We start from the raw sequence: 12,303 nt of genomic DNA, 5'->3' as shown, positions 1-12,303 counted from the left end.
TTCCCACTGCCGTTCTGGGTCCAATCAAATTCGACCGGACATAGATAGTCACAACGAACCTATCAAATGCCATTGACAAACACCAATTCATCAACTTGATAAACTTTATTTTTATTGCTGTTACTCGTGTTTGATAAAGTATTAGTTGAGCCATCCGGAATAACTGAAGCATTGCCAGATCCTGAATACCTATAAATTGTCACAGCCGGCTTCCCGTTATTTGCCCAAATTGTATCGTGGTCATTTACCATTATATCCATAATTACAGTGGGTCATTTGATCGTTAGAGTATTAGCATTCTTAGGCTAAAAAAAAGTTGAAGCTATGACTTTACAATAGAAAGACATTGATTTCAAAAATCAAATAATCTCTATTGATAAAACGCTTATGGAGTTACAGAACGGCAAACTACTTGTACAGTCTACAAAGACTGATTCATCTAATCGAACAATTAGAATAGACAATCATACAGCATCTATCTTAAAAGAATAGAAAAACAACATCCTCCAACGTAAACTCTCTCTGGGTATTAGAAATAATAATTTTGAAGACAATGTAGTCTTTAGCCAATCGGTACTTTATAGAGAAAAACAATATCTTGGAAAATCTTACCCCAATCATGTAATGGCAAAAGTACAGAAACACTTTCCAGATATGAAAATAATAAAAGTTCATGACTTTAGAAAAACAAATGCTTCATTGCTTTTTGAAAGTGGTGCAAGTATTAAAGATGTTTCACAAAGATTCGGTCATAAGTCTACAAAAGTTACAACTGATATCTACATTAAGGTAACTAAAGCCAAACAAAATGAGACTGCTGAAAACTTTGCCAAATACATGGCATTTTAATTTACAACTTTGTGTAGTCAAAATGTAGTCATTACTGATTTGATATTTCATTAACAAGGGAAGAATGCTTATGTTAAGCCTTTTCCGTATTCACTTTCGCTATCTTCCCTTGTTCAATATAGTCTGAAAAGTCAATATCAATAGGGTTCAACGCAAGTCATATGGGAACAGAAATTAAGAAATAACTAGTTTAGATACTCACCCGAGTTCAACTAAAACCAATAAGACGGAGTCAGAAACGGAGTCAAAAAATACCCGCTGAGGAATAGAATAAGAGTTGATAGAAATCAGTCTGTCAACTCTTGTTTTCTGTGTCTTAGATTCTCATATTACAACGAACCCATATAGCTATGCTCTTCCTATTCTAGGTTGGAGTTGTTCATGAAGTATCTGTTCTAGAAAAGTAACAATAGGTTCACTCATAGCTGTTCCTTTTTCTATCTCAAAAACGTGACACTCATACTTAAGTCCACTATTAATTATTATATCTGCTCCTAATTTCATGGAACCAGTTCTCTTGTTGTTATGTATGTCCAAAAAATGTTTCTTTACCCGGACTGATAGACTTTGTTTTGTGGTTTTCCCTATATACATTATTTTTGATTTTCTATTGGGATTTATTGGAGAAACGCTTGCATCCATTTTATTTGCTACTAATTTATGTTGATTCCATAGTTCACTAAAGTTTTTTGGTATAGAGGTAAAAACAAAAATATATATTCCTATTCCTTTTAGTTCCTTTAGTTCATCAGCATCTGTACCGGAAATCTTCTTGTATTCAAACCCTTGTTTGTTCAAATATTTTTTTGCTTTTGAAAAAGTAGAAACATTAATATTTTTTGCTAATTCATTAAATTTATTAAATAGATTTTGACCCATTCTACTACCTCATTTTCTTATTATATGCATAGTTTTACTTAACTCTAATTATAGCAAAAATCAGTTGAAAGCACTCACCTTCAACTGATCTAATAGTAATTATTAGCTGTTATCACAAAGCCTTTACACGTATTTATCACTTATCTCTATTACTTCTTATAGTCTCATTCATCTTTTACAATCTCACGGGTATCTCTGATATTCCTTTCATACTGCTTCAAGAACCATGCTCTTCCTACTAGCATAAATATGATAAAAGGTATAGTTGTCCATAGTCCCATAAAGAAAACAAGCATAACAGAAAATCCGGCAACCGCTTGAATGCTTATAGTTCTATAGCGTTTCATATGATAGGCAAGTTGTCCTTCAGTAATTCTATTGTCTTCATTCATTAGTCTTGACCTCTTTCATGTATTTCCTGTCAGCAACAAGCTGTAAAGTGTTCCCTCTCCCCCGTGTGATAGCACCTTAACTTATAGTCTTCCATATAACTTTTCATCTCGTATCTTTACTTACAATGAACTTAGTATAGAAACCTGTATCTAAAAAGGATACATACAATAATTTATCATTATTTTTATCTTTGGTAATAATAACCTCGCCGTTAGCATGTGCTGAGGTTGTGCTGATCGCTTTTACTCCCTTATAGTCTATGATAGCTCCGTCCTTTGTTGTTGGTGTCCCTTCATAGAAATAAGTTACTTTTGTTCCCTTAATACGTAACTCAATGGGATTATCTGTAGCACTTACGCCAAACTCTCTATAAAATCCATCAAATTCACTTTTACTACACCCGCTTAATAGCATTATAAAGATGATGACTATTCCAAAAAGTGGTATTCTTTTATGCACTTCCTTCTTTGTCATTGTACGTCCCCCTTAGCTGTTTCTTATGTTGTACATAGGCTATTACACCTACACCGATTAAAGCGAATATACATACTTTTAAGAAGCTTAAAACACCTTTTTCTTGTTCAACTATCGGACTAGATTTCTTGTCTACCTTGTGCATAGTAGCAAGGTTTAAAGTGTTAGCCCCGTCACGTGATATCACCATAGCGTAAACGCCTTTCTCTTCTTTGGCTTCCCCAAAGCTTATAAAGGTGCCTGTAGTGTCTTGCTCGGTAACATATAAAGCAGTATTTATATACTTTCCTTCATCTGTTCTAATATCTTCTACTTTATAATCATGTTCGGTTAGCTGATTCCCTTGTAATAGTTTTAGTTTGTCTTTGGTAATTTCAATAGAATAATTGTTCCCTTTTTCATCTGTTCCATTGTAATAACCTGCAAAACCCTTTTTATTACAACTGCCAAAGATAGCAAGAACCGCAAAAATGATAATGGCAATTACCCCTATTTTCTTTTTATTCTTCAAAACAAATTTCATTCTTCTTTTCCTCCTGATTTCAACTATAAATGAAACATTGCATATAGCTATTTCTTAAAAAAACAGTACTATTTAGTGATATAAAACGGTCAAAAATGCCAGAAAACTCCTTTATTGGCTGTTACTATCTGAAACAGTCAAAACATTGTTATATCAGCACTTACAGGGGGTATTTCTAATTAATTTCAGATACGAAAAAATATAGTCGGATTCCAAAAGCCGAAAAAAATACACCCCAAGTAACTTGTCTGCTATTGCCACAGGTGTACAAGTACGGTCAAAAAACAACGGGGTAAGGTTGCATTTTCACATCCAATTACTATACTTTGTTAAACTCTTCGTAAAAAAGTTCTTCTATTGAAACTTCCAAAATCTCTGACAATTGTTTCATCTGGTATGGCTTTGGAAATGTACGTCCTGTCTGCCATGAACTGATACACTGTTGTGTTACACCCATCTTTTCAGCTAATTCAATTTGAGAAATTCCTTTTGCTTCTCTATACTGACTAAGCCCGCTAGTCTTCTTCATCCGCTCACTCCTCAGCATCATTATAAACAACAACTTGATGTATTTCAACTCGTTATATAGTTTTTTATTGTTTATTATCAATACAAATACAACAAGTTGTTGTAATATAACAAAAGAGAGGTGTATCGAATGAAACAAAAACAGTATGCTAAAACTATCAAAGAAAGAAGACGTGCTCTAGGCTGGACACAAAAACAACTAGCTAAGAGAATTCATTCAACTCAGCAAGCTGTTACAAGGTGGGAGACCTCTGTAACTGAACCCAGCTTGGAAAGTCTCACAGCGCTCTCAAAGGCTTTAGGAACCCCTGTAAGCCATTTTCTGGACGTGGATACAGTTGAATCAGAAGAAGAGTTTCTCACTCTTTACCGGTCTCTTACTGTGGAAGACACCCAACGGACAATTGACTATATGAAGCTACTCAAAAAACAAGAAATGGAAAGAAAGCAACTACGAAATAATTAACTATTTTAAAATACCCACCGTTTCATGTACGGTGGGCAGACTTATCTATTTAAATATGGTAACTTATTGAACCAGACAGCATCATAAATAATTTCACAATTATCTAAAAACCATTCAGACCAACTGGATGGTACTTTTTCTATTTTCCGGTTATTTGATTCGAACATCAAAAATTTAATTATTGTTGATTTTACTGCATCCATTATCATCTCAATCTCTTCTTCATATATCTCAGAGAAGTCCCACCATTTTGAATGCGCAGGATGTGCAGAAAAACTACACCGCAATTGGTATAAATTTTCAAGTTGGTTAACAATACCTTGGGAAAACCGTATTTCCTCATGTACAATAGGATACATTTGTTTTCTAGACATTGTTGGAAGACTTTTATGTTTCTTAACAGCTTGAAATATAGCATCTATGGCGTTATCAGCATTTGTTATTGCTTCTTCTCCGTATCCAGATTCAAGAAGTGACAGCGCTCGAATATAATAATACAATACTTTATTTACACCGGGATCAAATGAATTAATTATTTCCAAATATCTTTCCAATATATGATTTTTTTTAGTTCTGGTGGTTGGAATATCTTCAATAAACGAAGTATATTCAGAAATGCAGTATGGTAATTTAAACTGTTTTAACATATGACCTCTGAAATCACAATGCCGTCCATACGTTAACGCAATAGCTCCAATAAGATTGATTTGATACCCACGGTACACATACTGATTTGCCAAATGAAAAAAACTATCTATTTGTTCCGAAACAAAAACATCTTTTGATATGTTCCTCCAGCCAGATGCCCATGAAGGTGCTAGCGTTCCAACCAAAAGGCAATTTTCTTCATTTGAATATTTACACATCAAATATGGAGAATTATGACTTATTCTCAATGAATCAGTGTTTGTATAATCTCTAACTTGAAAAGATAGCTGCTTGTCCCTCTTAGGAAGCTCATTAATAACCGCTTCGTCCAAAGCTCTCTTTAATACCGGGATTTTCCCCCGTACATTTTCAAATCGGGATAAGTCGTTGATAAACTTACTTTTAAATTCTGAATATGCCAAAATAACACTTCCTTTCAAGTAAATAATTTATTAATCAGTTTAATTTTATAGGCGCTTTTCGTGCACTCATTCTCTGCCCATTTACTTGTACAATTCGTACTTCATGTAAGGGTATCAGATTACACCCATTTTGAATTAATTCAGCAATTGTTTCGTCAACTTTTGGTAAAGCTAGCCCATAAACTAGACAACTGTGATTTGCTTCCAAATTATACACTTTTTTGGCATTCTTAGTTGCCTTAAAAAGATAAAAACCTTCTTTAACAAAGTAGCCCCTATTCTCTTTAAGAGTGTTTTTTACACTATTGTACTTAAAATCCGGCAAACGCTTCAAGACCTTATTAATAAGAAGGCTTTCAGTAATAATATAATTGTGTTGTAGTGATAACTCGTTCAAAACTTCCATTGCTTCTTTTATAATCAGTTGTTTTTCAGGGCTAAGCTGTAGCCGTGAATTTTGTGGAAATACACTTTTCGCTACATCCTCATTAAAACATAGTTCAACCCATGCATAAGAAAAGTATTCATAGGTAAAATAAAACCTTTCTAAATTTGGAATAATTTCACCGGTTAACTTGTCGAATACTGTCTCGTAATCAGATATTTCTAGCTGATAAACATTACTTCTTTTATAATCAAAATTACCAACTCTTTCTCCAAACTGTTTTTCTTTCTTTTGCTCATTTAAGTAATCTAACATTTGTTCAGGAATTTCGTCATCATCCAGTTTTGTAATTATCCCTAAAAATGTCATAAACGACAGCAATTTATTCCATTTATCCGTTGCATAAGTACCCGTTTTTCCATAGTAAAACTCCATTTTTTTAGCTAGTAACGCACCAGATAGAATACAAATTACACCGCCCTTTCTATCATCTAGAAAATGCACATTGGACAGTAGAACTTCGTAGATATATCTCATTTCTTCTAATTTGTCATTAATTGTCTTAAAAAGCTCATCTCCTTTTGAATCTAATGTATCAAAAAGACGTATATACTTTCTTCGTAGCTTTTGAAAATGACTGGGATACAACTCTAATTTTTCTAATAACCAATTAAACGTCTCTACCCGGCTATTTTTCCTTAATATCAGTCGGACAACTCCAATAAAATCAGTGCATACACCACAATTACTAGAGTGACATTTAAATATAGAATGCCCATCTTTACTTAAAAAAATATTAGCGGAGGGATTATCATCATCATGAAAAATACATTTTAAACTACTGTCAGTTTTCAGTAAACTAGCCATGTCTAGTTTCAGTAAATTTTCATATATTTCATTAAAAGACATTCCATCTGGATTGAATAAGCAACCTTCAAACCATTGCTGCATCTCTAATTTATTTCCACGTAAAATCATAGCAGAGAAATCAGATTCATTGGCAACTCCGGAGCTTCTTGATAAAAGATCATTAGAACTACCTGTCTTTTTTGCTACCTCATAATTTATTGGTAACTTAGTAATATCCAGGGTATTGTCTTTGTTGATTTCAATTACTGCACCTTCTCTATACCCACCATAAAATAGCCTCGTTGAAGAACTTACAGCATCATCACAATAGGGTATCTGCTCTTTTAAATACAAGTATACAGATTGCATTTTTTTATAATCAGTAATAGCTTCCTTGAGAACAAAAACTATTTTGAATTTTTCCAATTCATCAGAATACCGAATACTCTTTTGAATAGCAAAAGCATAATTACGAACTAACTGAACAGTCAAAGCCTTTTCTATACTTAAATATCCGGGGTCTTCTTTATTTAAACCTACTATATTGCCATTCTCATCTTTATATGTGTTATCAACATCCAGAATAATTAGTCCGGTCTCGATGAAATCACTCTCACTGTTACCTTGGTTATCTGTTTTGCATGGGATAAAAGACCGCGATGAAGCAAGAACCTCTATTAAACCATCACGAGTAACTTCTTTGTAATTATCAATTAATAGACATCTTTTACGTATATCCATTGTTTCTCTTTTTGTTTCTGGTTTTTTTATCAATTTTTCCGTATCTAACTGCACCGGAATATTTATCATCACTTATTTCCTCCTTTTAATTCTAAACTGCGACTAAAACATATAGAAAGGTAGTAAAAAACTCTTTATCACTATATGTTTTAGTCTTAGTTTCAATATTTACACCCGATTCATTTCCATGAATTCATCAATATCAGACTTTTTTAGTCTAGTTACATTCTCAATTTTTATGACTGGTAGTCCATACTGAGAAACATACTTTCTAAGTGTTCCTATTGAGATGCCAAGATATTCACTGGCTTGCTTATATGTCATATACTCCGGATAAACACAAAAAACGAACCCTTCAATAGCAGATTTTAACTCAGTACCAATTATTTCTTTCACTTGTCCTTCGACTTGATCAGAAATAAACTTATCAATACTTTGTACAGTCATAGTCCCTCCTCCTTTCGTGATAACTTAAATATTTCTACATCAGAAATAAGAGGTGAGAAAAGAACCTCTCCTTCCGCTTTGAAAAAATATCTGGTTACCACGAACCGAGTAGTCCAACTACTAAAATCATGCTGTTAGGTTCGTTATTAATGTTACACGCTTATAATACTTCATAAAAAGGGGTGTGTCAATGTTTTATTAAAATGTTTACAACCCCCCTTTTAAAGTGTATACTATTCTTAGGGGGTGTATATGTATGAAACAACGTCCACCGGTAAATAGCATAGAACGTAAAAAAAGGGTCGGAGCAAAAATAAAATCAATAAGAAAACAGTTAAAGTTGACGCAACCTGAATTTGGTCTTCTAGTTAACGACAACAAGCCAATAGATAAGAAGACTGTCTACGAATGGGAGAAAGGAATACATCTTCCCAAATTAGAACGTCTGTCAGAGATTGCAAATTTAGGAAATATAACTATTCAAGAATTAGTTTATGGGGATTCGAAAGAATATATTTACGGAATTATCCTTTACAGAGATAGTGTTATTCAAGAAGAACTAAATTTTTCTGACATAGATTTAGCTCAACATCTTAATACTAAGTTTCCGCCCCCAAGACCGGATTACACCGATTGGCTAAACAGATATTTTAAGTTAGATTTAATCTCACAGGAAAACATAGCAAGGAACACTTTCGATTTTATTAAAAGTAATGATATTTCTATTTCAAATATTACTGAAATAAAAAAAGCCTTTATCCAAAGTATTGTACAAGAGTTTAATGATGATATTCTTCTTCTTACCAATAAAATTGAAGAGAATCTTGATGTAATGCTGAGTGAGTGGTTACCGAGTCAATTGGAAGATACTGCTTATCCTAAAGAAGCTCTAGATGAAATATTTGAAAGTATCAGTGGTTTTAGACAGTCTATATCAACAATTGGTCAAAAATACAAAAAAAATAAAGGAGGAGTTACAGAATAATAGACTCTCCTTTATAAATAAAAAACAAGGAGATATCCCAAACACTAACATGTGCTGTAATGAAGCATATTGAAGACAAGCCCTGAAAATTTAGAAGCACTTCGAAAGGTGGAATGCGATGAAGGATAGCCTATAAATGCTCTCAGCGGGTATTTTAGGCTTCTCCGAGGAGGAAAAACAATGGCAACATATAAACAATACGAAAAGAAAGATGGAACAACTAGATGGCTCTATAAAGCCTATTTAGGTAAAGACCCTATAACCGGTAAAGAAAAGCGAACTACACGCAGAGACTTCAAAACAAAAAAAGAAGCATCATTGGATTATGCACGGTTACAGTTAGAAATTGAAACCAACGGTCTTGGCACTCAGAATACTATAAAAACTTATCAAGACCTTTATGAACTATGGATGGGTCAGCATAAAGAAAACATTCGAAATACGACAGAACAACGTATTAGAAATTACTTTAAAAATCAAATTCTTCCATACTTCGGTAAGCTTAAATTAGATGCGATTACACCGACAATGTGCCAAAAGATACTTTCTGAGTGGGCAAAGAAATACAATGCTTTTCAAAAAGTGAAAAGCTATACTTCCCAAGTATTCAAGTACGGTATATTAATTGGTGTCATTAAAGATAATCCGATGGAACGCACGGTTACACCTAAATCAAAAACAAAGTCTTCTAAATCAATAGATGAAGTTTACACTAAAAAAGAGCTTCAACAATTTTTCAATTATCTCGAAGAACTAAGAGACGAACGTGCAATTGCATTTTTTAGACTAGCTTCCTACACCGGTGCTAGAAAAGGTGAAATACTTGGTTTAACATGGAAGGATATAGATTTCGAAGCAAAGACTATTTCCTTTAATAAAACACTTATTGAACTATCAGATGGCTCTTTGCATTTGAATCCCACTAAAACTGATAAATCTAATCGAGTAATAACTATTGATGACGGCACAATAGTTATTTTAAAGAAATGGAAACGGTCTGTAATTAAAAAAAATCTATCTCGTGGTATCCGAATAGATAATATGGAAGATGTTCCGGTAATTAGTACCATTAAAGCTAATAAAAAAAGGGACTTCCTATATAAAGCCTATCCGAATCATGTAATGGATAAGGTGGCTAGGAAGTTCCCTGATATGAAAATTATTAAAGTACACGGCTTTAGAAAGACTCACGCTAGTTTGCTATTTGAAGCCGGAGCACAGATAAAAGACGTTCAAGATCGTTTAGGTCACTCTTCTTCTAAAACGACAATGGATATCTACATTCAAGTATCTCAAAATCGACAAGAGGAGACTGTAGAAATGTTCTCTTCCTTCATGAACGGGTGACCGACGGAGTCAAAACCGAGGTCAATTGATAGTATGAGTGTTCAGTCATCACTATAAATCCTTTGGTATCAAGGAATTACCGCTGTACCTTCGCAATCTTACCCTGTTCAATATACACCATCAGTATACTCAAATCAGCCGGGTTCACTCCGCTGATTCTGCTTGCCTGCGCAATGGTTTCAGGCTGGATTTTCTGCAGCTTTTGTTTTGCTTCTGTTGCCAGTCCATTGATCGCTTCGTAATCGATATTTTCAGGGATACGTTTAGCTTCCATGCGTTTCAGCTTATCAACTTTTTCCAGTGCTTTTTTGATGTAGCCTTCGTATTTGATTTGGATTTCTACCTGTTCAATAACTTTATCGTCTAACGCTTCTTCCTCTGCCGGAATAAACTGAAGAACTTCATGATAGGTCATTTCAGGTCGTTTCAGGAAATCAGCAGCAAGGACTCCATCTTTTAATGGTACTGAGCCTTTTTCTTCTAAAAATGCCTGTACACCCGCTGTCGGCTTTATTCTAACCGAATTTAAACGTACAATTTCCTTTTCAACTGCCTCTTTTTTCACCAGATAGCTCTCATATTGTTCTTCCTGTACAAGACCAATCTCATGTCCTTTTTCAGTTAAACGTAAATCAGCATTGTCATGTCGCAGAATTAGTCGATATTCTGCTCTTGAAGTCAACAGACGATATGGCTCATTGGTTCCTTTCGTCACTAAATCATCAATCATCACGCCAATATAGCCATCACTGCGCTTCATTACAAACGGATCTTTCTCCTGAACTTTCAGCGCCGCATTAATTCCAGCGATCAATCCTTGTCCAGCTGCTTCTTCATAGCCGCTCGTACCATTTGTCTGTCCGGCAGTAAACAGATTTTCAATGATCTTTGTTTCCAGCGTTGGACGCAGCTGATGAGGAACAACGACATCGTATTCAATTGCATAGCCTGTACGCATCATTTCCGCTTTCTCCAACCCGGCAATGGAGTGAAGAACATCGGTCTGTACATCTTCTGGAAGAGATGTGGAGAGCCCTTGTACATATACTTCTTCTGTATTCAGACCTTCCGGTTCCAGGAACAGCTGATGTCTCGGTTTGTCTGAAAAACGGACAATTTTATCCTCTATAGACGGGCAGTAGCGAGCACCCACTCCTTCGACAATTCCTGTAAACATTGGCGCTCGATGCAGATTCGCTTGAATAATTTCGTGTGTTCCTTCGTTTGTATAAGTCAGCCAGCAGGAACGCTGATCAAGATTATAAGCACTATCCGGCGTACTAAAGCTGAAGTGATTTGGCCGCTCATCCCCTGGCTGTTCTTCGGTAACCGAGTAATCAATGCTGCTGGATTTCACCCGTGGCGGTGTCCCTGTTTTAAAACGATCCATTTCAAGACCCAGCTCTTTTAAATGGTCTGCCAGACCAATAGACGGCAGTGAGTTATTGGGACCGGAAGAATACTTTAATTCTCCGATAATGATTTCTCCACGCAAGGCAGTTCCTGCAGTGATAATCACTGCTTTACTTTGATAGGCAGCTCCTGTTGTCGTAACGACTCCTTTACAGGTACCATCTTCAACAATCAGGTTTTCTACAATTCCTTGACGCAGCGTTAGATTCTCCGTTTGTTCGATCGTATGCTTCATCTCTGATGCATAAGCATGCTTGTCTGCCTGTGCCCGCAACGCACGAACAGCAGGACCTTTTCCTGTATTCAGCATCCGCATTTGAATATATGTTTTATCGATATTTTTGCCCATTTCTCCACCCAATGCATCGATTTCACGGACAACAACACCTTTAGCCGGTCCGCCAACAGATGGATTACAAGGCATAAATGCGACCATATCCAAGTTAATTGTCAACAGCAGCGTTTTACTTCCCATACGAGCTGCAGCCAATGCTGCTTCTGACCCTGCATGTCCGGCTCCGACAACAATAACATCATATGTTTCTGCACTAAATTGATTCATTAATGTTAGGCTCCTTTAATTTTTACTAATAGGGACTGTGACATAAGTATGTCTGAGTCCCCTAAAACCGAATAAACGGCGTTCCAGTCTTTGTATGATTCGAACATTCGTAAGAACTATAGACGCAGAAAAATGGATACAGTGTAATGTTTTGTCTCAAGAATCATTAGACTCGTAGAGACAGCAGTTCTTCTACGCTACGCATACAGTTCTACTACATCAAGTGAGCTAGTTTCATTCAAGGAATACTTATCGAAACTACACATACCATTCTGCTAAAGTACGAATATAAGCAGAAATGGCAAAGTAGAACTAGCACTGGTCGGTCCTAAACTGCGCCGAGTAATCGCAGGCAACATCTCGGAAATAAGTCGAACGATACTGAAATATAA

At 35.3% G+C, this 12,303-nt stretch carries 14 protein-coding genes; 4 read left to right on the top strand and 10 right to left on the bottom strand.

Annotated elements, in window-relative coordinates:
* Window positions 1–62: 62 nt before the first annotated feature.
* Entirely contained in the window at window positions 63–260 is a 198-nt protein-coding gene (locus IW492_RS18650) for a hypothetical protein (RefSeq protein ID WP_202067321.1), read from the bottom strand.
* Window positions 261–501: 241 nt separating this feature from the next.
* Here IW492_RS18650 and IW492_RS18060 point away from each other — a divergent pair, with 241 nt between their 5' ends.
* Window positions 502–849 (top strand): tyrosine-type recombinase/integrase, encoded by a 348-nt coding sequence (locus IW492_RS18060; RefSeq protein ID WP_330927740.1) that lies wholly within the window; start codon window positions 502–504, stop codon window positions 847–849.
* A gap of 348 nt (window positions 850–1,197) precedes the next feature.
* On the opposite strand, the gene IW492_RS08895 is transcribed toward IW492_RS18060, so the two are convergent.
* The 5 genes from IW492_RS08895 to IW492_RS08875 form a co-directional block, all read right to left on the bottom strand.
* A complete protein-coding gene (locus tag IW492_RS08895) occupies window positions 1,198–1,728 on the bottom strand; it encodes a GIY-YIG nuclease family protein (RefSeq protein ID WP_202067263.1) in 531 nt (176 codons plus the stop codon).
* A 164-nt stretch (window positions 1,729–1,892) separates the two neighbouring features.
* A complete protein-coding gene (locus tag IW492_RS08890; protein ID WP_202067262.1) occupies window positions 1,893–2,120 on the bottom strand; it encodes a hypothetical protein in 228 nt (75 codons plus the stop codon).
* 103 nt (window positions 2,121–2,223) lie between these two features.
* Entirely contained in the window at window positions 2,224–2,595 is a 372-nt protein-coding gene (locus tag IW492_RS08885; RefSeq protein ID WP_202067261.1) for a hypothetical protein, read from the bottom strand.
* The gene (locus IW492_RS08880; RefSeq protein ID WP_202067260.1) at window positions 2,573–3,118 is read right to left on the bottom strand and encodes a hypothetical protein; all 546 of its coding nucleotides are present in this window, start codon (window positions 3,116–3,118) and stop codon (window positions 2,573–2,575) included. Before IW492_RS08880 ends, IW492_RS08885 begins: the two co-directional genes overlap by 23 nt.
* Window positions 3,119–3,437: 319 nt before the next feature.
* On the bottom strand, window positions 3,438–3,647 hold the full coding sequence (locus IW492_RS08875) for a helix-turn-helix transcriptional regulator (protein ID WP_202067259.1): 210 nt from the start codon (window positions 3,645–3,647) through the stop codon (window positions 3,438–3,440).
* 129 nt (window positions 3,648–3,776) lie between these two features.
* Between IW492_RS08875 and IW492_RS08870 the strand changes: the two genes are divergently transcribed.
* Window positions 3,777–4,112 (top strand): helix-turn-helix domain-containing protein, encoded by a 336-nt coding sequence (locus IW492_RS08870; protein WP_202067258.1) that lies wholly within the window; start codon window positions 3,777–3,779, stop codon window positions 4,110–4,112.
* Between the two features lie 41 nt (window positions 4,113–4,153).
* Here IW492_RS08870 and IW492_RS08865 read toward each other — a convergent pair whose 3' ends face one another.
* The 3 genes from IW492_RS08865 to IW492_RS08855 all read right to left on the bottom strand — a co-directional run bounded on the left by IW492_RS08865 (window position 4,154) and on the right by IW492_RS08855 (window position 7,604).
* The gene (locus IW492_RS08865) at window positions 4,154–5,182 is read right to left on the bottom strand and encodes a hypothetical protein (RefSeq protein WP_202067257.1); all 1,029 of its coding nucleotides are present in this window, start codon (window positions 5,180–5,182) and stop codon (window positions 4,154–4,156) included.
* 34 nt (window positions 5,183–5,216) lie between these two features.
* Window positions 5,217–7,226: a hypothetical protein gene (locus IW492_RS08860; protein WP_202067256.1), complete on the bottom strand. Its 2,010-nt coding sequence runs from the start codon at window positions 7,224–7,226 to the stop codon at window positions 5,217–5,219.
* Between the two features lie 99 nt (window positions 7,227–7,325).
* Window positions 7,326–7,604, bottom strand: a complete 279-nt coding sequence (locus IW492_RS08855) for a helix-turn-helix domain-containing protein (protein WP_202067255.1) — start codon at window positions 7,602–7,604, stop codon at window positions 7,326–7,328.
* Window positions 7,605–7,860: 256 nt separating this feature from the next.
* Here IW492_RS08855 and IW492_RS08850 point away from each other — a divergent pair, with 256 nt between their 5' ends.
* Together IW492_RS08850 and IW492_RS08845 are read left to right on the top strand one after the other, a co-directional pair.
* Entirely contained in the window at window positions 7,861–8,589 is a 729-nt protein-coding gene (locus IW492_RS08850; RefSeq protein ID WP_202067254.1) for a helix-turn-helix transcriptional regulator, read from the top strand.
* Between the two features lie 180 nt (window positions 8,590–8,769).
* Entirely contained in the window at window positions 8,770–9,936 is a 1,167-nt protein-coding gene (locus IW492_RS08845; protein WP_202067253.1) for a site-specific integrase, read from the top strand.
* A 76-nt stretch (window positions 9,937–10,012) separates the two neighbouring features.
* Here IW492_RS08845 and mnmG read toward each other — a convergent pair whose 3' ends face one another.
* On the bottom strand, window positions 10,013–11,911 hold the full coding sequence (gene mnmG / locus IW492_RS08840; RefSeq protein ID WP_202067252.1) for a tRNA uridine-5-carboxymethylaminomethyl(34) synthesis enzyme MnmG: 1,899 nt from the start codon (window positions 11,909–11,911) through the stop codon (window positions 10,013–10,015).
* Between the last annotated feature and the right edge of the window lie 392 nt (window positions 11,912–12,303).

Origin of the sequence: Enterococcus sp. BWB1-3 (assembly GCF_016745275.1) — a bacterium.
Classification (GTDB): Bacteria; Bacillota; Bacilli; order Lactobacillales; family Enterococcaceae; genus Enterococcus_L.
The sequence above is the reverse complement of the archived record's forward strand: the minus strand, read 5'-3'. Positions and strand labels throughout refer to the sequence as shown.